The sequence below is a fragment of the Xylanibacter oryzae DSM 17970 genome, from assembly GCF_000585355.1.
In the GTDB taxonomy this organism is placed as follows: domain Bacteria; phylum Bacteroidota; class Bacteroidia; order Bacteroidales; family Bacteroidaceae; genus Prevotella; species Prevotella oryzae.
On record NZ_KK073873.1, the window covers coordinates 2614760 to 2639249 of the forward strand.

A 24490-nucleotide genomic window follows, 5' to 3' on the forward strand; every position below is an offset into this window, starting at 1 on the left:
ACATTTACGAATCACTATAATTGCAAGTCTTCTTCTTTATTTGAGCAGTTGCAATGCCTTCTTAACCACATCATTTTGCTCGTTTACAATCTTAAAGTATTCGTTCATATCCCAAAGATCACGGGCTACAAGAGCTTTAAGCTGATTCTGAAGTGCAGGCAATGTTGCCTTTAGCTCTGCATCATCTTTTGGCTTTATATTCTGTTTGGCACCTTCTTTTATTATATCGTCAATGAGAGACTGAGGAATCTCATACTCTTTCTCAAACTTGGAGAATGTAGGGTATTTCTTCTTTAGGTCTTTACGGTTGTTATCAATGTACTTAAGATCAGCATTAATGAGGATGCTCTTAGCAGATAACTGACGATGGAACTTAGTGTACTGCATTGTATCAAGCGGTACAAAATAGTCTGGCATTATACCACCACCACCATATACAACACGATGCTCACGAAGTGTATAATATTTCAAAGAATCTGAGAAATGTATACTATCCTTGTTTATCAGTTCACCATGCTTGTAACGGTTGTCTATATCCATCTCGTAGTCTTTGCTATCGCCTTTGGTATAAGGTTTCTGTATGCAACGGCCTGAAGGTGTATAATAATGTGCTATGGTAAGACGCATCTCAGAACCATCCTTAAAATCTATCGGGCGCTGAACAAGTCCTTTACCAAACGAACGGCGGCCCACAACGATGCCACGGTCGTTATCCTGGATAGCTCCGGTTACAATTTCAGCCGCAGAGGCCGTAAATTCATTGATTAAGACGATAACTCGACCATTACGCATTGTTCCACTACCATCGGCGCGATAGTCCATCCTAGGCGATTTACGGCCGTTTGTATAGACTACCAAATCATTCTTTGGCAAAAACTCATTAGCAACCATAACTGCTGCCTGCAAATAGCCGCCTCCATTCTCCTGAAGATCGATTATAAGATCTTTCATTCCGTGCGACTTAAGGGTATCAAGCCCTTGCATAACTTCATCGTAAGTAGTGGCGCCGAAACTTCCAATACGTATATATCCTACCTGTGGACGTATCATGTATACTGCATCTATAGATTTTACAGGTATTTTATCGCGTGTTACTATAAAAGTTAGCTTATCTTTTATACCACGTCTTACTATTGATAATTTTGCTTTTGTTCCTTTAGGGCCACGCAAACGGCGCATTATATCTTCTTTTGACATCTTAACTCCAGCTATAGCTGTATCATTAACAGCTACGATACGGTCGCCTGCCAATATACCGACCTTCTCTGAAGGTCCGTTGGTTATGGTCTGTATAACAAGTAATGTATCTTCAGCTACATTAAACTGGACACCGATACCATCAAAATTGCCTTGCAATGATTCGCTCATCGATTTCATCTCATTAGAAGTGGAATAAGATGAGTGCGGATCCAATTTGTCGAGCATACCTCTAATTGCATCCTCTACCAGCTTATTTTCATTTACAGTATCTACATACAAGTTGTTGATAGCCATCTCTGCTATCTGTAACTTACCAATAGGTGAATCCGGTCCGAAATTAAAGTGCATCTGAGCACTGGCTGGATTTATAGAGACAAGCAGCAATGCTGCAAACAAGAGTTTCTTCATTATTTTAACTTTCTATTATTTCGTCTTCTGTACGGTCTTCTTCTATTACAAGATTATCGATAATAAAATTCTGACGTTCCATGGTGTTTTTGCCCATATAATACTCAAGTAACTTCTGAACTTGATCGGTCTTATGCAGTGAAACCTGCTCGAGACGCATATCAGGGCCGATAAAATGGACAAATTCGTCAGGTGATATTTCACCTAAACCTTTGAATCGGGTTATTTCCGGTTCTGGTCCTAATTCTGATATCGCATTAATACGCTCTTCGTCTGTATAGCAATATCTTGTGATGAAATCACTCTTTTTATCACCCTTTTTAAGGCGTTCGTCAGCTTCAGCTATCACTTTCTTGTTCTTTATCTTTGTACGCTTGTTACGTACACGGAATAGTGGTGTCTGCAATACATAAACATGTCCTTTCTTTATAAGTTCGGGAAAGAACTGAAGGAAAAATGTTATTATCAGCAGACGTATGTGCATTCCGTCTACATCAGCATCGGTAGCTACAATAACTTTATTGTAACGCAAAGAATCAAGACCGTCTTCAATATCAAGTGCAGCCTGAAGCAGGTTAAACTCTTCATTTTCGTACACAACCTTCTTAGTAAGTCCAAAACAGTTGAGTGGTTTTCCTCTTAAAGAAAACACAGCCTGAGTTGTTACATCACGGCTTTTTGTTATACTTCCGCTTGCAGAATCTCCCTCTGTAATAAATATGCAACTGTCTTCCTTACGGTCATTTTTAACATCACTAAAGTGAATTCGGCAGTCGCGCAGTTTACGGTTGTGAAGATTAGCCTTTTTAGCTCTTTCACGGGCAAGTTTAGTTACACCGGCCATTGCCTTACGCTCCTTCTCACTCTCTTGTATCTTATTTAGAAGGACCTCTGCAGTATCTGATTCCTTATGCAGATAATTATCTACTTCGGTCTTTATAAAGTCTCCTATATGCTTGTTGATACTTACACCGTTAGGACTCATAGTAAGTGAACCTAACTTAATCTTAGTCTGACTTTCGAACATAGGTTCCTCTATGTTAACGGCTATAGCGGCAACAAGTCCGTTACGAATATCGGTGTATTCTATATTTTTGTTATAGAATTCTTTTATAGTACGGGCTATATGCTCTTTGAATGCACTCTGATGGGTACCACCCTGAGTGGTATGCTGACCATTTACAAATGAATGATACTCTTCTCCATACTGGTTGGTATGTGTAAAAGCAATCTCTATATCATCCCCCTTGAGGTGTATAATCGGATAAATACCGTCATTGGTCATATTATCATTAAGGAGATCTTCAAGTCCGTTACGACTTAATATTCGCCTGCCGTTATACATGATAGTCAGTCCTGCATTAAGATAAGTATAGTTACGCAACATCGTTTCTACAATATCATCGTGAAACGAATAGTTTAGGAACATCGTATTATCAGGTACAAAAAAGATGTAAGTACCTGTTTCGTCAGCTGTCTTTTCTGTGTGATCACTATTCATAATGCCACGCTCAAAGGATGCCGAACGTACTTTGCCTTCACGGTATGAGCGCACCTCAAAATGAGAACTTAGAGCGTTTACGGCTTTTACACCGACACCATTAAGACCTACACTCTTTTTAAATGCCTTTGAATCATACTTTCCACCTGTATTAAGCATACTTACAGCTTCTATAAGTTTGCCTTGAGGTATGCCACGACCGTAATCGCGCACGCTGACACGAAGATTGTCTTCTATATCAATCTCAATACGCTTGCCTGAGTTCATTTTAAACTCATCGATTGAGTTGTCTATAACTTCTTTTAGCAAGACATAAATACCGTCTTCCGGCAATGAACCGTCACCAAGACGACCAATATACATACCCGGACGTGTACGCACATGCTCCATATCCGACAGGTGCCGTATATTATCATCCGTATACGCTACCTGCGGTTCCAGATTTTCTTTATTTATATTGTCCTCCATCCAAAAAAATATTTAATCTGTCAATGATTTCTTATAGCAACGGCGCCGCTTATGATTTACCGTCTCGAGATATTGCCATTGGCTCTGCACATTTTCATTGCTTTCCATCTCTACTTGGCTCTCACCCCATTTCCATCCATATGCTTGATATTTAGGAATAAGATCAGAGAACATAAGTGCGTTAGCTCCTTTTACACGATATTCGGGCAGTATTCCCATCAGCAAAAGGTCTACACCTTCTGTCTTGTGAAATTTAAGGGCTTTGATTATATGCCACCAGCCAAAAGGTGTAAGTCGACCTTTACGACATTTCTGCAGCGCTTTTGATAACGATGGTATGGTAATTCCCACACCTACAAGTTTCTTATCAGCATTCCAATCTTCTACTAATGTTATAATATTTAAGTCGGCCATTGGAAAATACATCTTTACATACTGGTCAATCTGTTTATCGGTCAGTTTAGAATAACCGTATAGATCCTGAAATGTAGAATTGATTACTTCAAATATTTTCTTGCCATAGCCACCTTCAAAAACATCCTTTTTAGTAAGTTTCTTTATATGCAGATTATAGCGTTTCTTTATCATTTCAGCTATTTTGGTGTATTTCTCAGGAACCTCTTCAGGCACAAACATCTTGTATTCCACATAATCGTTATCTTTAACGAAACCTCCAAGTTTCTCCATATGTTCAGGATAATATGGATAGTTGTAAATGGTTGCCATTGTTCCTAATTGGTCGAATCCCCATATAAGCATTCCTTCAGGATCCATATCTGTAAACCCCAAAGGGCCGACGATCTCTTCCATACCCTTAGAACGGCCAAAGTCTTCAACGGCTTTGAACAATGCTCTGGAAACATCAATATCATCTATAAAATCAATCCAACCGAAACGTACACTTTTGTGTCCCCATTTCTCATTGGCTTTATTATTAATGATAGCGGCCACCCGCCCTACAATCTTACCATCTTTGTAAGCCAGATAATATTCCGACTCACAAAAATCGAAAGCTGCATTTTTATCTTTGCTCAGAGTATCATTATCCTCACTGAAAAGAGTAGGAACATCATATTCATTTCCTTTATACAAATCATAATGAAACTCTATGAATTTCTTTAAGTCTTTCTTATCAGCGACTCTTCTTATTTCTACTGATGCCATTTTATAGATTAATTAATTGCTTTAAACCTGCAAAAGTAAAGAAAAATGGGCAGAAAACAAAATAAAAGCCCGAATTTCGACCTTTTTAGGTATGTTATTACTATTAGTTATGCCTTATGGCAAATGAGCAGCACATGTTGTTTGTCTGCTATCGTGGTAGCAAAGATGTACTTATCACCACCATCTCTTATTTTAAGACGTTTACGAAGCTCATCTACAGACATATTAAAATTTCTAACTGTTATGTTTGCTTTTTCTATTTCTGATAGGTTTTTCTTAAGGTCTTTTTTGTTCATTGTTGTAACTCTATCCATAACGAACTTACGTCCTGGGAATTCATCTACATTATGTGAAGAGATAAACAAATGACTATTCTTGCCTATAGCCTTTACCGGATAACGGTTTTCCAATATACCGAAACATCCTGATTTCATTATTGATGCATTGGGTTCATATACATATAAGTTGTTTGTTTCTATATTATTTAGTTCGGATAATTCTAACGTTGATGATTGGTTTATATTCTGATCGTATGTGAAATCAAAGTTTGAATCATCATTGACACAGTATATTTGTAAATTTCCCGTAAACTCTTTAGTAATTACAAAAAGTAGTTCTTTACATTCGTTATCTACTGATACTATATGAAGTTGGCTAACACATTGAGAATCTTTATTCAGGTCATCAACAGCCTTATGCCAGTCTAGCATGGGTGATAGTTTTATAAGAGTATAAAGCGCTTTATCAAGCAAGAGTTTCTTTATTTGTATAACATCGGGAGTGCAATCGGATATAGCAACTACCTTACTGCCATTTGAATCTCTACGAGCTGGATCGATAAAGAATAAATCTGCATCATTTACATTACTTAGATATTCTACCCCATCGCCACATACTACTTCTGACTGACTGAGATGTAAGAGATTGAAGTTATGCTTAGCTATTTCGCATAAGGTATTTTGCTTTTCTACATAAACAGCATGACTGAATGCTCGTGATATAAATGAGAAGTCTACACCAAAACCGCCTGTGAGATCTACGAAACTTGTACTTTTTGATATACACTTTTTATTGTCATCAATAAGATTTTTTGCCAAAGAGTATTTATATTCTGCTGTCTGTTGTGATGAACATTGTTCCATAGACAGATGTACGGGATAATAGATATCATCTATTGATGACCATGTTGGCAGTTTTACTTTTGCCCTCTGCCTGCCATCTATTTGGGAAAGAGCAAAATGTATATCCACATCAGGATATCTTGATGCAAGTAGTGCCAAAGTATGAACGTTATCAGCAGCATGTTCTTTTATAAACATTTCTGTAGCTGCAGATGGATTTATCACTGTCATTTATATTATATTTTATAATTAAAGCCCAACCTTATTTCAAATGTATTGTATTCTACATTTTCATGATAGGTGTATATAGTACGTCTGAAATAGTATGAACTATGCAACTGCAGGGCAAGTTTGTCTGTAAGGTTAAATTCTATTTGAGGATTAATGACTAGCAACGTTGCATTGCCTTTATCGCCTTGGGCATTAAGATATCTTGGATCTATAGATTCATAATTTTTATTTTCATATCCTTTCCATGTGTATATCCGGTAGAAGTCTGCGTTAACACTAAAACTTCCCATCTTACGGAATTCCATTATTGTCTTGACCTTTATGCTATAACCGCTACCCATATTGTAATCTCTGTCTACAAATCTGTAATAGTCAGTAAGACTGCCGCCTAACAATATGGCATCAAGAAATATATGTTGCTCTAATTTAGAAATGTTTCCTACCTCAGGGAATCTATATATAACACCAGGGCCAACACTGGCTGCTTCTGATATTCGGAATGGAACTTGGCTGGTACCGCCTTTCACCGGTTGTGAATTGTAATAATTAAAATGCTGGAATATACCAAACTCAGCGTCTATTTTATCTCCTGAATATATTGGAGCTGTCCAAAGCCGTCCAAGAAGATGTATGTCGCTTATCAATGGTTGATTGCCTGTAAATCCGAAAGTCACATTAGCCGTAAAGTAGTCGTAGGGGTTATTCTCTTCATCATTAAAAGCATCCCCATATATCAAATACATGTCAAGATAAGGATTGTGCTCGCCTCTGAACATCGCACCCTTGTCTGCAAGATACCTATCACCAAAAGCTACAGAAAAGTCTACTGGTATTCTGTTATAATCATGATATTCATAATAGTCATGTCTAACTCTCCATGCATCTCCGTTCAATATACGGTTAAGTTCTCTTATCGGACAGGTTAATGCTCCTGCAAATTCTCTTAAGAAGCGGCTTAATCCTCTTTCTCTATCATCATAGACTAGATCGGACACTCGATGGGTTATTTCTCCTATACATGCTCCACCAATTGTTGTAGCCATCAAATCATTTATCGCTGGCGGATCTGTTTCACAAGCAAGTTCCCACATCAGACTACCACAGAAGCTATATGGGACGCTCTGCCAGAAACTCATGCCGTTGCTCCTCGCTGAATTGAAATAAAGTCCACCATGGTAAGGATGGGCAAACAGATTTGTTGAAAACTGATCATTATCCCATACGAAACCATTCTTTATATTATGCCAGACAGAATTGGCACTAATATGAGAGTAATCGCCATTGATTACAAATCTGTCGAAAAGCTGAACACCTGCATTTATACAGAAAGCTTCTGTAGCAGCCTTCCAAGGATGTTTTTTCTGATTAAGTGGATTATCCCACGCATATATCGAATCGGCAATCAATACAGAATCAGCTTTGTGACGGTACTCTCTTAATGTATCGATCTGTGCTATTAATGCAGATGGAAAAATGAGCAAAACAGCTGATAATAATATATTAGTAGTTGGTTTATTGTTCATTCTTTATTCTTAATCTGAAAGAAGTTCCTAATTCTAATAATGCTCTGTTACGGTATTCTTTTGAGTGGCTATAATACCTTGTATCTCCATATCCTAATGAGGCGAAAAGACCAAGCATATTATTGACTCTGTAATCTACGTTCACGCGGAGTTGCAAAGAATACAATCTATCAGGAGCTATATCTGAATTTCGTTGAAATGTCTCTATATGGAAAAAGCCTAAATCGCTGCTTACGCTCCATTTCGGAGTCAAATCAAAGTATTGGCCCAACCTGTAATATATAGCGCCTGAGAATCGCTTATCTAAGCCCATATAGGATGTTCCCATGCCTATTATGGAATACGTACTCTTATTACGGAATCTTAATGCAAAGTTAAACTTGCAACTTGTTCCTGCGAAAGTGAGAATATCGATCTTTGTATTAGGATTTACATTAACAAGTCCTATTTTGTTAGCTACAGTATCACGACTACAATTTATAAATCCAATCTGCATACCATGCTTGTGGTTTACGCATACATTTATTGCACCAAACTGTACGCCATTCAATGTATCTGTATAGTTGTATGCACTTTGCTGATATCCATGCATATTACCAGAACATACATTCACCAATCCTGATATCTGGGTTCCGTTTTTAATGCCTCTGGATATATTGGCTACTGGAGATAACTGCACTCCTGATACAGGAGAAAGACTTATGTTACTGAATATTGCTATCTGAGTTCCTCTCAATCCTTCTGCCACATTGGATATTCCAGCTAACTGCACTCCTTTTGCCATCGAAGATACACTGGTTATAAGGTTCAACTGCATACCATGCAAGGTGTCTAATCTAGTTATCAAACCTATACTGGCAGATGAATTCTTAATTTTCTTCTTATGTAATTTATCGGCCATAGTGTTTACGCATGCCGACAAACATAAGACGATTACCAATATATATTTAAGCAGTATCATTTAATATTCTTTATATAATGCAAACTTACGAAAAAAAAACGATTTTATGCGTGTGTATATATAAGAAAATTACAGATCAACCATTATTATGGCATAATAAAACATTATTTCAGTTTATACATAGTAATTATTATAGTGAAATAATGACATAATTGTGCAAAATAATACAATTAAAATTCACGTATGTTGAATATTTTTAGTAATTTTGCATTTCAAAAATTAAATATGAATAAGAAAAAATATATCGCTCCAGAAATAAGAATATTAGAAGTAAAATATTCAAGTCCGTTATTGTCAAATAGTTATGATATAGGTAAAAATACAATTAATATAGATTTTGATTCAGCCGCCGAATATAATGAAGAAGACGGACCTGCGCTATAAAGACTAACAATATAATAAAATCCCCGCTACAATAAGTAACGGGGATTTTTATTTTTATAATGCTATATTCTAGTCATTAAGTTTTGCCTTAATAAACTCGCGGTTAAGACGAGCTATATTAGCTATACTTTCATTCTTAGGACATTCAGCCTCACATGCACGAGTGTTTGTACAGTTACCAAAACCAAGTTCTTCCATCTTCATAACCATAGCCTTAGCACGACGTGCAGCCTCTGGACGACCTTGTGGAAGAAGAGCAAGCTGACTAACCTTAGAACTTACAAACAACATCGCTGAACCGTTCTTGCAAGCTGCAACACAAGCGCCACAACCAATACAACTAGCACAGTCCATTGCCTCATCTGCCTTCTCCTTAGGTATAAGGATTGCATTTGCATCCTGTGGCTGTCCTGTACGTACACTTACATAACCACCTGCCTGAATAATTTTGTCGAATGCACCGCGGTCTACCATACAATCCTTGATAACAGGGAATGCAGCCGAACGCCATGGCTCAACTGTAATAGTATCACCATCATTGAAACGACGCATATACAACTGGCATGTTGTAGCACCGGTAGCTGGTCCGTGAGGATATCCGTTAATATAAAGTGAACACATACCACAGATACCTTCACGACAGTCATGGTCGAATACAAAAGGCTCTTTATTGTCTTCGATAAGCTGCTCGTTAAGGATATCTAACATCTCGAGGAAAGAAGTATCACCAGGGATATCATTCATCTCGAATGTATCAAAATGACCTTTGGCTGTAGGCCCGTTCTGACGCCAAACTCTAAGCGTGAAACTTATATTTTTATCCATTGTAATTCAAAATTAAGATTTATAATTTCTGGTTTGTACTTTGATGTACTGATAGTCGAGGTCTTCCTTTAGCAATGTAGGAGCTTCATTGTCAGAACCATTGTACTTCCAACAAGCGACATACATATAGTTCTCATCATCACGTTTTGCTTCACCCTCTTCTGTCTGAGACTCTTCACGGAAGTGTCCACCACAGCTTTCATTACGGTTAAGCGCATCATATGCAACAAGTTCTCCCATTGTAAGGAAGTCACGCAAGCGAATAGCTTTGTCAAGTTCTACATTTAGGCCTTCTTTTTGTCCTGGTATACGTACGTGCTCATTGAACTCTTTACGTAATTCAGCCATTTTCTTAAGTCCTGTTTCAAGACCCTCTTTTGTACGTCCCATTCCAACAAACTCCCACATAATATGGCCGAGTTTCTTGTGTATAGAATCAACACTCTCATCACCCTTGATATTATAAATACGGTCAATTTCTGACTGTACAGCCTTCTCGGCCTCTTCAAATTCAGGAAGATCTGTAGAGAAGCGTGGTACTGTTATCTGATCGCTAAGATAATTCTGCATAGTATATGGCAATACGAAGTATCCGTCTGCCAATCCCTGCATAAGAGCAGAAGCACCTAGACGGTTAGCTCCATGATCACTATAATTACACTCACCAATAGCAAATAGTCCCTTGATACTTGTCTGAAGTTCATAGTCAACCCAGATACCACCCATTGTGTAATGGATAGCAGGATAAATCATCATAGGATTCTCGTAAGGATTTACATCGGTTATCTCCTCATACATATCGAAGAGGTTACCATAACGCTGCTCTACAGCATCCTTACCAAGACGATCTATAGCTTCATTGAAGTCGAGGAATACGGCCAAACCTGTATTGTTTACGCCAAAACCTTTATCACAGCGCTCTTTAGCGGCACGAGAAGCAACGTCACGTGGAACAAGGTTACCAAATGCAGGGTAACGACGCTCCAAATAGTAATCGCGGTCTTCTTCAGGAATATCTTTTCCTTGCAGTTCACCTGCCTGCAACTTCTTAGCGTCTTCTATCTTCTTAGGTACCCAGATACGACCATCATTACGTAATGATTCAGACATCAGTGTAAGCTTAGACTGCTTGTCACCATGTACAGGAATACAAGTAGGATGGATCTGTACGAATGCAGGGTTAGCAAAATAAGCACCCTTACGATAGCAAGCAATAGCTGCAGAACAGTTACATGCCATAGCATTGGTAGAGAGGAAATAAGCATTACCATAACCACCTGTTGCTATAACTACTGCGTGAGCTGAAAAACGCTCCAGCTTGCCTGTTATAAGATTCTTTGCAATAATACCACGTGCACGGTCTTCAATAAGAACTACATCTTCCATCTCATAACGAGTATACAGTTGTACTGTTCCAGCCTGTATCTGACGGCTCAATGCTGAATAAGCACCTAATAGCAATTGCTGACCTGTCTGACCTTTAGCATAAAATGTACGACAAACCTGTACACCACCAAATGAACGGTTAGCAAGCATACCACCATATTCACGTGCAAAAGGAACACCTTGGGCAACACACTGGTCTATAATATCAGCTGATACTTCTGCAAGACGATATACGTTAGCTTCACGAGCACGGTAATCACCTCCCTTAATTGTATCATAAAATAATCTATATACAGCATCACCATCATTCTGATAGTTCTTTGCTGCATTAATACCTCCCTGAGCTGCAATTGAGTGAGCACGACGAGGAGAGTCTTGGATACAGAAATTTAATACGCGGAATCCCATTTCACCAAGTGAAGCAGCTGCAGAAGCACCTGCAAGACCTGTACCAACTACGATAACATCAAGTTTACGCTTGTTGGAAGGGTTAACCAATTTCTGATGAGCTTTATAATTGGTCCATTTCTCAGCCAAAGGGCCTTCAGGAATTCTTGAATCGATTTGATTAGCCATTTTACTTTTCTTTTAAATGTTATTATTAATAAGCTGCACAAGCAGTATTACATGATACAATGCCAGTGGCAAAAGCAAGTACTACTGCTACGAAACCGAGCATAAGAATAGTTACATAGATAATACCAATCATACGCCAACGGCAGAACCAAACCTTACCATTCCATCCAAATGTCTGGATAGCACTCCAGAATCCATGAGAAAGGTGGAACCATATGGCTACGAACCAAATAATGTAAAGTGCGGCAAAACCAGGACAAGAGAATGTCTTCTGTATCCAAAGAATACCATCTGTAGTACCTGCGGCACCAGAGCCAATAACATCCTGAAACTGCATGTGATACCAGAAATTGCAGAAGTGAAGTATGAGGCCGAGAACAATAATGAGGCCAAGTACCAACATGTTCTGTGAAGCCCACTCTACCTTTGCAGGTCTTGAAGTAATGTCGTAACGCTCAAATCCGCGTGCTTTGCGATTGAGTATTGTAAGCCAAAAGGCATAAATGATGTGAACAACTGCAAGAAAAGCCAGACCAAGAGTACCTACAATAGCGTACCAGTTGGCTCCCAGAAATTCACAGATAGCGTTGTAAGCTTCACCAGAGAAGATTGCAACAAGGTTCATTGACATGTGGAACGTCAAGAACAGAATAAGCGCGATGCCTGTAACAGACATTACAACTTTCCTACCAATAGATGAATTACATAACCACATAAATGATTGAAATTAAATTATTTAACTGTTAGAACTAAAATTATTTTCCTTTACATTTTAACACACGTTCACTATCTACTAATAAAATAGATTTATTAATAATGGATGTGTTTTTACACATTTGGTGTGCAAAAATACTATAAATTGATGATAAATCAAAGTATTTTTATGAAAATTCGATTTAATTTTTTAATTTTGCGTCGCTAAAATGAAAAGTGGATATGAATTTCAAATATGATGTAATTGTTATCGGTGGTGGACATGCCGGATGTGAAGCTGCAACCGCAGCTGCAAATATGGGTGCCAAAACATGCCTTATAACAATGGATATGAACAAAATTGCTCAGATGAGTTGTAACCCTGCCATAGGTGGTATCGCCAAGGGTCAGATAGTGCGTGAAGTTGATGCACTTGGAGGACAGATGGCAAAGGTCACTGATGCTACAGCAATACAGTTTCGAATGCTTAACAGGAGCAAGGGACCTGCTGTATGGAGCCCACGTGCACAATGCGACCGTGGCAAGTTTATCTGGCAATGGCGTACAGTCATAGACAACACCCCTAATTTGGATGTCTGGCAGGATCAAGCCGATGAACTTATTGTCGAGAAAAATGAGGCAATAGGTATAAAGACTGTCTGGGGTGTAGAATTCAGAGCTAAAAGTATAATAGTAACAGCAGGTACATTCCTAAATGGACTAATGCATATAGGAAGACATAAATTAGCCGGTGGACGTACAGCTGAGCCGGCTGTTTACCATTTCACAGAAAGCATAACAAGATGGGGAGTAACTTCTGGAAGAATGAAAACCGGAACACCTGTAAGAATTGACGGACGTACGGTTCATTTTGATGAAATGGAAGTACAGCAAGGTGAAACAGATTTTCATCAATTCAGCTTTATGGGTGAACATCGCAAACTTAAGCAGTTGCCTTGCTGGACTTGTTACACAAACAAGGAAGTACATGAAACTCTTAAGAGTGGATTAGCTGACTCACCTCTATTCAACGGCCAAATTCAAAGTATAGGTCCGCGTTATTGCCCTTCTATAGAAACTAAACTTGTAACCTTCCCGGATAAAAATCAACATCCACTATTTTTGGAACCTGAAGGCGAGACGACTAAAGAGATGTACCTTAATGGATTCTCTTCAAGTCTACCAATGGAAGTTCAGCTAGAAGCATTAAGAAAAATACCAGCTCTTAGAGATGTGAAAATTTACAGGCCGGGGTATGCCATAGAGTATGACTACTTCGACCCTACTCAACTAAAGCATTCGTTGGAATCGAAAATTATCAAAGGTCTGTTTTTTGCCGGACAGGTAAATGGAACCACTGGATATGAAGAAGCTGGAGGACAAGGAACTGTTGCAGGAATAAATGCAGCATTAAATTGTGCAGGAAGTGAACCTCTTATAATGCACAGGGACGAAAGCTATATTGGCGTTTTGATTGACGACCTCGTAACTAAAGGGGTTGACGAACCCTACAGAATGTTTACCTCTAGAGCTGAATACAGAATTCTGCTCAGACAAGATGATGCTGATGCAAGACTTACAGAAAAATCATACAACATCGGTCTGGCTAAAAAGGACCGATTTGACTGGTGGAATGAAAAGAAAGAAGCAATCGATAAAATCGAAGAATTTTGCAAAAATACTTCAGTAAAACCGAAAGAAATAAACTCTGCATTGGAAGCGCTTGGCACTGCCCCATTAAGAGAAGGTACAAAATTAGTTGATCTAATATCCAGACCACAAATAAGTATTGATGACCTTTCAGAAATAATTCCAGAACTTAAAGAGATAATTAATATACCAATCAATCGAAAAGAAGAAATTACAGAAGCCGCAGAAGTTAAAATGAAATATCGCGGATATATCGAAAGAGAAAAAATCATTGCAGATAAAATGCATAGATTAGAAGATATTAAAATAAAAGATAGATTCAATTATTCCGAAATGCAACAACTTTCTACTGAAGCAAGACAAAAGCTCGAAAAGATAAATCCTGATACTTTGGCACAAGCTAGCAGAATTTCAGGAGTGTCTCCGAGCGACATAAATGTGATGCTAATATTACTTGGGAGATAGCACTTCATTGAGCAAATTTTAAAGATATTAATATTAAAGAAAAACATTAACTCACAATTGTTCCACGTGAAACAATTTAATAAAAACAAATACATAACTGTTTGATTATGAACAACAAAACATTATTGGCAAATTTAAGAAGTATACCTGATTTCCCTCAGAAAGGGGTTAATTTCAGAGACGTAACAACACTATTTAAAAGCAGTGAATGTCTCAAGATAATGAGTGATGAATTATATGAATTATATAAGGATAAAGGGATAACAAAAATTGTCGGAATAGAGAGCAGAGGATTTATAATGGCTGCGGCCTTAGCAGTAAGATTAAACGCAGGTATCATACTTTGCAGGAAACCTGGAAAATTACCTGCCGATACAGTAAGTGAGACTTATGAAAAAGAATACGGGTCAGACACGATAGAGATTCACGAGGATGCAATAAACGAAAACGATGTACTGCTTTTACACGATGATCTACTAGCTACTGGCGGAACTATGAAAGCAACTTGCGATCTGGTAAAGAAATTTAATCCTAAAAAGGTATATGTAAATTTCTTAATAGAACTTGTCAACGAAGGATTTGAAGGTAGAGATTTGTTTGACAAAGATATTGAGGTTACATCGTTATTAAAGGTATAAACAGTTTATCAATAATGACAAAAGAAGAAAATGAGAAGAGACTGGCATATCTAAAGGGTATTGTAAGTAATTTGCCTGATTCACCTGGATGTTATCAATATTTAGATGATACAGGTACAATTATCTACGTTGGTAAGGCAAAAAATCTAAAACGTAGGGTCTCTTCTTATTTCCGACCAGAAGTAGACAGATTCAAAACAAAGGTTCTTGTAAGCAAAATAAGGGATTTAAAGTACATTGTAGTAAATACTGAAGAAGATGCTCTTCTTTTAGAGAATAATCTCATCAAAAAACACAATCCCAAATATAATGTGCTTCTCAAAGATGGTAAAACGTATCCAAGTATTTGCATCACTAACGAGTACCTACCAAGGATCTTCAAAACTAGAAATATCAATAGGAAGTGGGGTACATTCTTTGGACCTTATTCTAATGTAAGTTCCATGTATGCAGTCCTTGAACTAATAAAAAAGCTACATCATCCTCGCACTTGCAGAATACCAATGACTAAAGAAGGTATTCAGAAAGGCAAATATGAAGTATGCCTTGAATACCATATAAAGAATTGCTATGCTCCATGTGTTGGCAAGCAATCTTACGAAGACTACCAAAATAACATTAATGAGGCAAAAGAAATTCTAAAGGGAAATACAAGAGAAATTCAGAAAATGCTTTTCGATAAGATGCAGAAACTTTCTGAAGAACTTAAGTTTGAGGAAGCCGAGACTATTAAAAGGAAATATATTCTAGTAGAGCAATATTGTGCAAAGAGTGAAGTAGTAAGTCATATTCTCCACAATATTGATGTTTTTTCTATCACGAATGATGAGAAAATTGCATTTATAAATTACCTGCACGTATCTAATGGTTCAATTAATCAGGCATTTACATTCGAATATAAGAAAAAGTTGAATGAAACTGAGGAAGAGCTCCTATCGCTAGGCATAATTGAAATGAGAGAAAGATACAAGAGCACATCAAGAGAGATAATAGTACCTTTTGAAATGGATTTGCAACTCGAGAATGTGATCTTTACTGTACCACAGAGAGGTGATAAAAAGACCTTGCTAGACCTATCATTAATGAATGGAAAACAGTACAAGTTTGACCGTCTTAAACAGACCGAAAAGCTTAATCCTGAGCAAAAATCCGTTCGATTAATGAAAGAGATACAAGAAGCGCTGAAACTGCCCAAAATACCTTATCAAATAGAATGCTTTGATAATTCAAACATCAGTGGAACAGATGCTGTAGCAGCTTGTGTTGTATTCAAGAAGATGAAACCTAGCAAGAAAGACTACAGGAAGTATAATATAAAAACGGTATCCGGACCTGATGACTATGCTTCTATGAAGGAGGTTGTAAGACGGCGCTATACAAGGCTTATAGAAGAAGGAAAGCCTCTACCCGACTTAATCATTACCGATGGTGGTAAAGGCCAGATGGACGTAGTAAGAGAGGTAATAAAAGACGAATTAAATCTCGAGATACCAATTGCAGGTCTTGCTAAAAACGATAAACATAGAACAAATGAACTCCTATATGGTTTCCCACCTATGGTAATAGGACTTAAAATGAATAGTGAACTATTTCACTTTCTAACGCAAATACAAGACGAAGTGCATAGATTTGCTATAACATTCCACAGAGACAAACGCAGTAAGCACGCACTGAAATCAGCTATTGATGACATAAAGGGCATAGGTCCAAAGACAAAAGAATTGCTACTAAGCGAACTTAAAACAGTAAGCAATATACAATCTACTGATTTACAGACACTTACAAATATTATCGGCGCTGCTAAAGCTAAAATTGTATTTGAATATTTCAAAGATAAGCCATAAAATATAAATATAATAACTATATTTGCAGAATGAGATTAGTAATTCAAAGGGTCAGCAAGGCATCAGTAACTATTAATGATAAGATTAAATCAGCCATTAACTTAGGTTATCTCATACTAATAGGTATAGAAGAAGCTGATAATGAAGATGATGTCGAATGGTTGGTCAAAAAAGTTATAGGCTTGAGAGTTTTTGACGATGAAAACGGTATAATGAACTTGCCTATAAATGATGTTGATGGTAACATACTGGTAATAAGCCAGTTTACACTAATGGCATCATACAAGAAAGGCAACAGACCATCGTGGATAAGAGCTGCCAAACACGAGATTTCAATCCCATTATATGAACAATTCTGTAGCAAACTTAGTAAAGAACTTGGCAAGAAGGTCTGCACAGGTGAATTTGGTGCAGACATGAAGGTAGAACTCATCAATGATGGGCCTGTGACAATTTGTATGGATTCAAAAAACAGAGAATAAGTATGACAATAGAAGAAGCACAAAAAGCTGTAGATGAGTGGATTAAGACCTACGGCGTAAGATATTTCAGTGAACTGACCAACATGGCATGCCTCACCGAAGAGGTTGGTGAACTTGCAAAAGTGATAGCAAGAAAATATGGTGACCAAAGTTTTAAAGAAGGCGAAAACGATAACCTTGCAGACGAAATGGCTGATGTAATGTGGGTGCTTATGTGTATAGCCAACCAAACAGGAGTAGACCTAACTGATGCGCTACAGAAGAACATAGAGAAGAAGACAAAAAGAGATAAAACAAGACATATTAACAATCCAAAATTGAAATAAAATGGCAACAAAGAAAGTAACAGAAGAAATTCACCATCACCACGATGGAGCTGAGATGAGCAAATACGACGAAGCATTAAGCAAGTATAATACAAAAATAGAAGATAAAGATGTCAAAGAAGCAATCAAGAAGATCATAGTCGAAAAAGTTCACGAAAATGATAATATAGACGTGAAAAAATTCCTTATGGGAAGCGTTGAATTGACCTCTTTACATACTACTGATTCGGAAGAAAGTATTCTTGCAATGACAGAAAAGGTAAATGAGTTCGATAATACCTACCCTGACCTACCTCACGTAGCTACTATTTGCGTATATCCATGTTTCGCTAAGATTGTAAGCGAAAGCCTTGAAGTAGATGGAGTAGAAATAGCTTGTGTTTCAGGTAGTTTCCCATCATCACAGGCCCTTATAGAGGTAAAGGTAGCAGAGACAGCCCTAGCGCTTAAGGACGGCGCTACAGAGATTGATATTGTAATGCCTGTAGGAAAGTTTTTAAGCGGTGATTATGAAGGCACAGCTGATGAAATATCAGAGTTGAAAGAGGTTTGTGGTGAACATAAAATGAAAGTTATCCTTGAAACAGGTTGCCTAAAGACAGCCGAAAACATCAAAAAGGCCTCTATCATAGCTATGTATGCTGGTGCAGATTACATTAAAACGTCTACAGGCAAGCTTGAGCCTGCTGCTACTCCTGAAGCAGCTTATGTAATGTGTCAGGCAATAAAGGAATACTATAAAAAGACAGGTATACAGGTTGGTTTTAAGCCGGCTGGTGGCTTAAATACCGTAATGGATGCACTTATTTACTATACTATCGTGAAAGAAGTTCTAGGTGAAAAATGGCTTACAAATAAGTTGTTCAGACTTGGTACCAGCAGACTTGCTAATCTGCTTTTAAGCGAAGTAACTGGTGAAGAAACTAAGTTCTTTTAATAAAAAAATAAATAGCAGTTCTGATTGAACTGCTATTTATTTTTTATATGATAATAAAGTTATTTTTTTCTATTTATAACAAAGTCAATATAAGCAGTTAATGCTTCCTTTATGTCACCATCATTAACCTCTTTTTCTATATAGTCAATCGTTTGCATGCGAAAGTCTTCCATACGTTTCTTTGCATATTCTATACCACCATTTAACTTGGTGAATTCTACCAACTCGCCTATTTCATCAGCATTTACAGTTCTAGCTTTGACCTTTTTAGCAAGCTCCTGAAAATGTTTATCACCTGTTGAATTCAATGCATAAATAACTGGCAGTGTTAGTTTACCCTCAGACATATCATTACCGGTAGGCTTCCCTATATCTTCAGAATCGAAATAATCAAAAATATCATCACGGATTTGAAACATTATACCTAAATCCTGACCGAATTTCTTTGCTTTTTCTACATCATCCTTAGAAGCTCCTGCAGATAATGCACCAATACCGGCACATGCCTCGAAAAGAGCAGCTGTTTTCTGCTTAATTACCTGATAATAAACAGTTTCAGAAATATCCTGATTAGAAATATTGGTTAACTGCAAAATCTCTCCATTAGACAAAGTCCTGCCCAAATTAGCAAGATAACGCACAATTACCTCTTTATGCGTCAAAGACACATTAAGCAAGGCTGTGGACAATATAAAATCCCCTACTAGAACAGCTACTTTATTATTATATGTAGCATTAACAGAAGCCTGCCCTCTCCTTTCACCACTCTCATCTACTACATCATCGTGCACTAGACTAGCCGTGTGCAACAATTCAAGACCAACAGCAGCATGTTGAGTAATCTCTGACACCTGCCCGTAATTACGAGCTACCAAAAGTATAAGCATAGGACGCATGCGCTTACCTGCACTTTTACGAATATGCTCAAGCACCTGAGATAACATTCCGTCAGTATGAGAAAGCGAGTCATTAAATAGACCTATAAAGTCTTCCAAGTCATCTTTTATAGGCTTCTTTATAAGAGAAATATAGTCCATGTTGTGAATTTTGTTACAAAATTAGCGTTTTTATCGGATTAATGATAAAAAATTCGTAATTTTACACGGAAAAATAACATTATTATGAAGAAATTGTTCCTTTTAGACGCTTATGCGCTAATTTACCGATCATATTATGCCTTTATCAAAAACCCAAGAATAAACTCGAAAGGACTTAACACTTCGGCTATTATGGGATTTGTAAATACCTTAAATGAGGTAATAAATAAAGAACAACCTACTCATATAGGCGTAGCTTTCGATCCAAGTGGACCAACTTTTAGACACGAAGCCTACAAAGAATACAAAGCTCAACGTGAAGAATGTCCGGAGGACATTAAAAAATCTGTACCTATTATCAAAGACATTCTCAAATCATGGAATATCCCGGTACTTCAAGTTGATGGGTATGAAGCTGACGATGTAATAGGTACACTTGCAACTAAAGCAGGTGAAAAAGGAATAACAACATATATGCTGACTCCTGACAAGGATTATGGTCAATTGGTCAAAGAAAACGTATTCATGTACAGACCTAGATATGGAGATGCTGGATATGAAACCCTTGGCGTTGAAGAGGTAGAAAAAAAATATGGAATTACATCCCCACTCTATGTTATAGATCTTTTAGGATTAATGGGTGATGCATCAGACAATATTCCCGGATGCCCAGGCGTGGGTGAAAAGACAGCCGTAAAACTTATAAATGAATTCGGAACAATTGAAAATATTATTTCCAGCACAGAAAAACTCAAAGGTGTCCTGAAGAAAAAAATCGAAGAAAATATTGAGCAGATTAAATTCTCAAAATATCTTGCAACAATAAAAACAGATGTTCCAATAGAGCTCAATCTTGATGACTTAAAAAAAGAAGAACCAAATGAAGAGGAACTCAAAAAAATATTCGATGAACTAGAGTTTAAAACACTTGCAAACAAGATTCTTAATAAACCTAAAGAAACAAAAAAAGAAGCAAATGTTCAACTCGATCTATTTGGCAATTTCACGCCCGACAGTGAAGAGATTACAGTAAACTCAAGTTTTGAGACCATAAAAACAGTTGCGCATAACTACAAACTTATTGATAATGAGGATGATAACAAGCATCTATGTGATTATTTATTAACAAAACATTTTGTCAGTCTAGATACAGAAACAACTTCCACGAACCCAATAAATGCAGAATTGGTAGGTTTAAGCTTTTCTATAAAAGAAAATGAAGCTTGGTATGTCGCGATTCCAAGTAATCGTGAAGATGCTCAAAAAATAGTTAATATATTTAAACCACTCTATGAAAATGAAAAAATAGAGAAAATAGGGCAAAATATAAAATACGACCTGGAGGTACTTAGAAATTACAATATAACGCTTGCAGGGAAAATGTTCGATACAATGATAGCTCATTATCTTCTTCAACCTGAGCTTCGTCATAATATGGACTACATGGCAGAAATACTTCTAAACTATCAGACAATACATATAGAAGAACTGATTGGTCCAAAAGGCAAAAATCAGAAAAATATGCGCAACCTCAATCCAAAAGATATTTATGAGTATGCCGCTGAAGATGCAGATATAACATTAAGACTTAAAAACATACTTGAACCCAAACTGAAAGATGCTGGCGCTGACGACTTGTTCTACAATATTGAAATGCCACTACTTCCAGTTCTAGCTGAGATGGAAATCAATGGAGTAAAAATAGATACAGACTCTCTGAAAGAAACATCCAAGGTCTTAACAGAGAGGATGAACGAAATAGAGAAACGCATCTTTGAATTGGCCGGCGAAGAATTCAATATCTCATCACCCAAACAGGTAGGAGACATTCTATTTGCTAAAATGAAGATAACAGATAATCCCAAAAAGACAAAAACAGGACAATTCGTAACAAGTGAAGAAGTACTACAGTCACTAAAAGGTAAGAGCGAAATAGTAGCTACAATACTAGAACACAGAGGATTAAAGAAATTACTAGGCACATATGTAGACAACCTCCCTACCCTAATTAATCCTCGCACCGGACATATACATACATCGTTTAATCAGACGATAACATCAACCGGCAGACTATCTTCAAGCGATCCAAATCTTCAGAATATACCTGTTCGCGGTGAAGACGGAAAAGAAATTCGAAAAGCATTTATACCGGAAGACGGATGTCTATTTTTTTCAGCAGATTACTCACAGATAGAACTAAGAATTATGGCTCATCTGAGCAGTGATAAAAACATGATAGAAGCATTCCGTGAAGGCTACGATATACACGCAGCAACTGCTGCTAAAATATATAAGGAGAATATAAATGAAGTAACACGCGACCAGCGCACAAAGGCCAAACGAGCAAATTTTGGTATAATATATGGAATTACCGTTTACGGGTTAGCCGAACGTTTAGACATTGATCGTTCAGAAGCCAAACAATTGATAGATGGATATTTCGAGACCTTCCCACAGGTTAAAGACTACATGGAAAAAGCTAAAAAAATTGCCAGAGAGCATGGATATGTAGAAACTCTCTTTCACAGACGTAGATATCTACCAGACATTACATCTCATAATGCAACTGTAAGAGGTTTTGCAGAACGAAATGCCATTAATGCCCCTATACAGGGTACTGCTGCAGACATCATAAAAGTAGCAATGGTAAGAATTTTCAACAGATTCAAGGAAGAGAATCTTCGTTCTAAAATGATACTTCAGGTTCATGACGAACTTAATTTCTCTGTTTATCCTGACGAAAAGGATAAAGTAGAGAATATAGTAATGGAAGAAATGCAAGGAGCCTACAAAATGCAAGTGCCTCTAATAGCAGACGCAGGATGGGGCAAAAACTGGCTGGAAGCTCACTAAAATTCAGTTTCTTTTCTTGCTCTTAATATGCGATTTTATAAAATAGGTAGAATTATTATTTATAACCATGATATGTTGTATCTATTCTTAATTCTTATTCATGACATCTGTAAATACCAAATATAAATACTGTTTAGGACTTTAGCATCCAAACAGATAACAAACGGCAAACCCAAAATTATGTAACACTCGAAGAAATCAGCTCTACCTTTTTGTTACGATGTATTAGAATCCATTACATACCCAACAGGGGAGGAGCACACTTAATTTAACGTATGTTCGACGAATTATAAGTGTTAAAGAACGGTGATCTGCAAAAAAATTGTACCTTTATAGTGTTGAAAAACAAAGGATTAAAAACAAGATTCGCTATGATCACCGAGAACAAAGTTACTGAAATATTTTGTATTGCAGATGATTCCTGCAAGTTTTTTAATGCCATGATGATAAAATACACACTGAATAGTAATAAAAAGCAAAAATATCATCGTAAGGGTACCCTGTCAAAAGCAGAAGTAATGCTCATCATGATTTTTTCCATGATTAGGGCTATCGCTGTTTGAAAGACTGTTCGTTGACAGGATACAGCTCATTGCCAAGCTTAAAAGCAATATGAAAGGAGCCTTAATATCTGTATCAGACAAGTTGCTACTAAGAAAAAGAGCCATTATTGAAACTGTCAATGACGAACTTAAAAATATTGTCCAGGTGGTACACTCCAGACACAGATGCTTTAATAATTTCATCGTGAACATTTTAGATGCACTGGCTGCTTATTGTTGCTTTCCGAAAAAGCCATACATCAATCTACAAAGGACTATGGATACACAGCTCTCCCTATTTTGAATTCGTCGAACTCACGTTAAATAGTTTCACTGTGCAAAGGTACGGATTCTTTTTATACAATACAATCGCTGTTAAGGGGTATTTCACTTAACCTAGTTTAGGTATAACAATACCAAACATTTGTTATAAACAATAAAAATACATCCAATATATCATATTAAAATAAGTTTTTAGTTATGCATAATTTTATTCAATTGTAAAAAATAATACAGAGAATTTGGATCTTATTAAATATTTGTTTAAATTTGCGAACAAGACTTTATACCTTAGATCAAATACAATATTAAACATGTCTTATAAAATAAGTTCTTTTAAACAATCATTTGCATCTATAATATTTTTAGCACTTAATATTTATAGTATGTCATCATATGCACAAAAGGTTTCGGAATCAAGACCAAATAACTCTCCTTTCTATTTTTTGTATCAACTAAAATGACTTGGACATTAGATTATTATTGAATTTTATTACATATTAGCAACTAGAATAATCTTTTAAAAAATAAATATTAAATAACCATGAGAATAAATATTACGAACCATAGCAATCCTTATAAGTTATACTTATTATTACTATTATTTTTTATAAATAATTTAAATACATAAGTGTCCCGTTAAAATTGGGACGAGTTAAAAATTAAACGAAAGCTGACCGTCGAGGTCACATCGATCTTTGTCATATTGAACATTAGTTGATTCTAAGAGATCACTCAAATGGGTTTTATCAGTGAGTGAGATGCAGAGAATTTGCAGTACCTCGTATGTGCTTCTTGACAGGTGCATATCATGCTGAATAATGGCAACCAGACAGTAAGCACATATAGCAGAATAAATCTGAATGCGCACTGCGTTCTCTGTTGTTCCCCAGAACTTTTTGATCTTCAGATGCTGCTTGAGCCACTTGAAAAATAGCTCAACTTTCCATCGGTTGGGATATAGTTCTGCAACCTGAAGCGCTGAGATATCCATCG

The 24490-nt window shown here is 36.9% G+C and carries 19 protein-coding genes and 1 pseudogene; 9 read left to right on the forward strand and 11 right to left on the reverse strand.

The window, feature by feature from the left end; genetic code table 11:
• Positions 1-36: 36 nt before the first annotated feature.
• The 6 genes from XYLOR_RS10610 to XYLOR_RS10635 all read right to left on the reverse strand — a co-directional run bounded on the left by XYLOR_RS10610 (position 37) and on the right by XYLOR_RS10635 (position 8517).
• Positions 37-1608 (reverse strand): S41 family peptidase, encoded by a 1572-nt coding sequence (locus tag XYLOR_RS10610; RefSeq protein WP_036879320.1) that lies wholly within the window; start codon positions 1606-1608, stop codon positions 37-39.
• A 4-nt stretch (positions 1609-1612) separates the two neighbouring features.
• Positions 1613-3577, reverse strand: a complete 1965-nt coding sequence (locus tag XYLOR_RS10615; RefSeq protein ID WP_036879321.1) for a DNA topoisomerase IV subunit B — start codon at positions 3575-3577, stop codon at positions 1613-1615.
• Between the two features lie 12 nt (positions 3578-3589).
• On the reverse strand, positions 3590-4741 hold the full coding sequence (locus XYLOR_RS10620; protein WP_036879323.1) for a hypothetical protein: 1152 nt from the start codon (positions 4739-4741) through the stop codon (positions 3590-3592).
• A 107-nt stretch (positions 4742-4848) separates the two neighbouring features.
• Positions 4849-6093 (reverse strand): THUMP-like domain-containing protein, encoded by a 1245-nt coding sequence (locus XYLOR_RS10625; protein WP_036879325.1) that lies wholly within the window; start codon positions 6091-6093, stop codon positions 4849-4851.
• A gap of 5 nt (positions 6094-6098) precedes the next feature.
• Positions 6099-7616: a DUF3943 domain-containing protein gene (locus XYLOR_RS10630; protein ID WP_084608599.1), complete on the reverse strand. Its 1518-nt coding sequence runs from the start codon at positions 7614-7616 to the stop codon at positions 6099-6101.
• Entirely contained in the window at positions 7606-8517 is a 912-nt protein-coding gene (locus XYLOR_RS10635; RefSeq protein ID WP_154655722.1) for a hypothetical protein, read from the reverse strand. The genes XYLOR_RS10630 and XYLOR_RS10635 overlap by 11 nt, the downstream gene beginning before the upstream one ends.
• 285 nt (positions 8518-8802) lie before the next feature.
• On the opposite strand from XYLOR_RS10635, the gene XYLOR_RS13835 reads away from it, so the two are divergent.
• Positions 8803-8961 carry a hypothetical protein gene (locus XYLOR_RS13835; protein ID WP_154655723.1) on the forward strand — a complete coding sequence of 53 codons (159 nt, stop codon included), beginning with the start codon at positions 8803-8805 and terminating at the stop codon, positions 8959-8961.
• Between the two features lie 69 nt (positions 8962-9030).
• On the opposite strand, the gene XYLOR_RS10640 is transcribed toward XYLOR_RS13835, so the two are convergent.
• The 3 genes from XYLOR_RS10640 to XYLOR_RS10650 are packed head-to-tail and all read right to left on the reverse strand — an operon-like array spanning position 9031 to position 12463.
• Positions 9031-9786 (reverse strand): succinate dehydrogenase/fumarate reductase iron-sulfur subunit, encoded by a 756-nt coding sequence (locus XYLOR_RS10640; protein WP_036879330.1) that lies wholly within the window; start codon positions 9784-9786, stop codon positions 9031-9033.
• Between the two features lie 12 nt (positions 9787-9798).
• Positions 9799-11748, reverse strand: a complete 1950-nt coding sequence (locus tag XYLOR_RS10645) for a fumarate reductase/succinate dehydrogenase flavoprotein subunit (RefSeq protein ID WP_036879333.1) — start codon at positions 11746-11748, stop codon at positions 9799-9801.
• A gap of 25 nt (positions 11749-11773) precedes the next feature.
• Positions 11774-12463, reverse strand: coding sequence for a fumarate reductase (locus tag XYLOR_RS10650; RefSeq protein WP_036879334.1), 690 nt, complete (start codon positions 12461-12463; stop codon positions 11774-11776).
• Positions 12464-12684: 221 nt separating this feature from the next.
• On the opposite strand from XYLOR_RS10650, the gene mnmG reads away from it, so the two are divergent.
• The 6 genes from mnmG (at position 12685) to deoC (ending at position 18783) form a co-directional block, all read left to right on the forward strand.
• Positions 12685-14556, forward strand: a complete 1872-nt coding sequence (gene mnmG / locus XYLOR_RS10655) for a tRNA uridine-5-carboxymethylaminomethyl(34) synthesis enzyme MnmG (RefSeq protein ID WP_036879337.1) — start codon at positions 12685-12687, stop codon at positions 14554-14556.
• A gap of 107 nt (positions 14557-14663) precedes the next feature.
• A complete protein-coding gene (locus XYLOR_RS10660; protein WP_036879340.1) occupies positions 14664-15194 on the forward strand; it encodes an adenine phosphoribosyltransferase in 531 nt (176 codons plus the stop codon).
• A gap of 14 nt (positions 15195-15208) precedes the next feature.
• On the forward strand, positions 15209-17038 hold the full coding sequence (uvrC, locus tag XYLOR_RS10665; protein ID WP_036879342.1) for an excinuclease ABC subunit UvrC: 1830 nt from the start codon (positions 15209-15211) through the stop codon (positions 17036-17038).
• Between the two features lie 29 nt (positions 17039-17067).
• The gene (gene dtd, locus XYLOR_RS10670; RefSeq protein WP_036879346.1) at positions 17068-17520 is read left to right on the forward strand and encodes a D-aminoacyl-tRNA deacylase; all 453 of its coding nucleotides are present in this window, start codon (positions 17068-17070) and stop codon (positions 17518-17520) included.
• Between the two features lie 2 nt (positions 17521-17522).
• Positions 17523-17846: a nucleotide pyrophosphohydrolase gene (locus XYLOR_RS10675; RefSeq protein ID WP_036879349.1), complete on the forward strand. Its 324-nt coding sequence runs from the start codon at positions 17523-17525 to the stop codon at positions 17844-17846.
• Position 17847: 1 nt separating this feature from the next.
• Positions 17848-18783, forward strand: coding sequence for a deoxyribose-phosphate aldolase (gene deoC / locus XYLOR_RS10680; RefSeq protein ID WP_036879353.1), 936 nt, complete (start codon positions 17848-17850; stop codon positions 18781-18783).
• Between the two features lie 59 nt (positions 18784-18842).
• Here deoC and XYLOR_RS10685 read toward each other — a convergent pair whose 3' ends face one another.
• Positions 18843-19820: a polyprenyl synthetase family protein gene (locus XYLOR_RS10685; RefSeq protein ID WP_036879356.1), complete on the reverse strand. Its 978-nt coding sequence runs from the start codon at positions 19818-19820 to the stop codon at positions 18843-18845.
• An 84-nt stretch (positions 19821-19904) separates the two neighbouring features.
• Here XYLOR_RS10685 and polA point away from each other — a divergent pair, with 84 nt between their 5' ends.
• Entirely contained in the window at positions 19905-22673 is a 2769-nt protein-coding gene (polA, locus tag XYLOR_RS10690) for a DNA polymerase I (protein ID WP_036879358.1), read from the forward strand.
• A gap of 552 nt (positions 22674-23225) precedes the next feature.
• Positions 23226-23519: pseudogene (locus tag XYLOR_RS14200) on the forward strand (transposase); the annotation flags it as partial.
• Between the two features lie 630 nt (positions 23520-24149).
• Here XYLOR_RS14200 and XYLOR_RS14205 read toward each other — a convergent pair.
• Positions 24150-24488, reverse strand: a complete 339-nt coding sequence (locus XYLOR_RS14205; protein ID WP_258575514.1) for a transposase — start codon at positions 24486-24488, stop codon at positions 24150-24152.
• Between the last annotated feature and the right edge of the window lie 2 nt (positions 24489-24490).

What these genes read in the sequence shown, in the direction of transcription:
- XYLOR_RS10610 (WP_036879320.1), bottom strand. Translation starts at nt 1,608, where the DNA reads ATGAAGAAACTCTTGTTTGCAGCATTGCTGCTTGTCTCTATAAATCCA.
- XYLOR_RS10615 (WP_036879321.1), bottom strand. Translation starts at nt 3,577, where the DNA reads ATGGAGGACAATATAAATAAAGAAAATCTGGAACCGCAGGTAGCGTAT.
- XYLOR_RS10620 (WP_036879323.1), bottom strand. Translation starts at nt 4,741, where the DNA reads ATGGCATCAGTAGAAATAAGAAGAGTCGCTGATAAGAAAGACTTAAAG.
- XYLOR_RS10625 (WP_036879325.1), bottom strand. Translation starts at nt 6,093, where the DNA reads ATGACAGTGATAAATCCATCTGCAGCTACAGAAATGTTTATAAAAGAA.
- XYLOR_RS10630 (WP_084608599.1), bottom strand. Translation starts at nt 7,616, where the DNA reads ATGAACAATAAACCAACTACTAATATATTATTATCAGCTGTTTTGCTC.
- XYLOR_RS10635 (WP_154655722.1), bottom strand. Translation starts at nt 8,517, where the DNA reads ATGGCCGATAAATTACATAAGAAGAAAATTAAGAATTCATCTGCCAGT.
- XYLOR_RS13835 (WP_154655723.1), top strand. Translation starts at nt 8,803, where the DNA reads ATGAATAAGAAAAAATATATCGCTCCAGAAATAAGAATATTAGAAGTA.
- XYLOR_RS10640 (WP_036879330.1), bottom strand. Translation starts at nt 9,786, where the DNA reads ATGGATAAAAATATAAGTTTCACGCTTAGAGTTTGGCGTCAGAACGGG.
- XYLOR_RS10645 (WP_036879333.1), bottom strand. Translation starts at nt 11,748, where the DNA reads ATGGCTAATCAAATCGATTCAAGAATTCCTGAAGGCCCTTTGGCTGAG.
- XYLOR_RS10650 (WP_036879334.1), bottom strand. Translation starts at nt 12,463, where the DNA reads ATGTGGTTATGTAATTCATCTATTGGTAGGAAAGTTGTAATGTCTGTT.
- mnmG (WP_036879337.1), top strand. Translation starts at nt 12,685, where the DNA reads ATGAATTTCAAATATGATGTAATTGTTATCGGTGGTGGACATGCCGGA.
- XYLOR_RS10660 (WP_036879340.1), top strand. Translation starts at nt 14,664, where the DNA reads ATGAACAACAAAACATTATTGGCAAATTTAAGAAGTATACCTGATTTC.
- uvrC (WP_036879342.1), top strand. Translation starts at nt 15,209, where the DNA reads ATGACAAAAGAAGAAAATGAGAAGAGACTGGCATATCTAAAGGGTATT.
- dtd (WP_036879346.1), top strand. Translation starts at nt 17,068, where the DNA reads ATGAGATTAGTAATTCAAAGGGTCAGCAAGGCATCAGTAACTATTAAT.
- XYLOR_RS10675 (WP_036879349.1), top strand. Translation starts at nt 17,523, where the DNA reads ATGACAATAGAAGAAGCACAAAAAGCTGTAGATGAGTGGATTAAGACC.
- deoC (WP_036879353.1), top strand. Translation starts at nt 17,848, where the DNA reads ATGGCAACAAAGAAAGTAACAGAAGAAATTCACCATCACCACGATGGA.
- XYLOR_RS10685 (WP_036879356.1), bottom strand. Translation starts at nt 19,820, where the DNA reads ATGGACTATATTTCTCTTATAAAGAAGCCTATAAAAGATGACTTGGAA.
- polA (WP_036879358.1), top strand. Translation starts at nt 19,905, where the DNA reads ATGAAGAAATTGTTCCTTTTAGACGCTTATGCGCTAATTTACCGATCA.
- XYLOR_RS14205 (WP_258575514.1), bottom strand. Translation starts at nt 24,488, where the DNA reads ATGGATATCTCAGCGCTTCAGGTTGCAGAACTATATCCCAACCGATGG.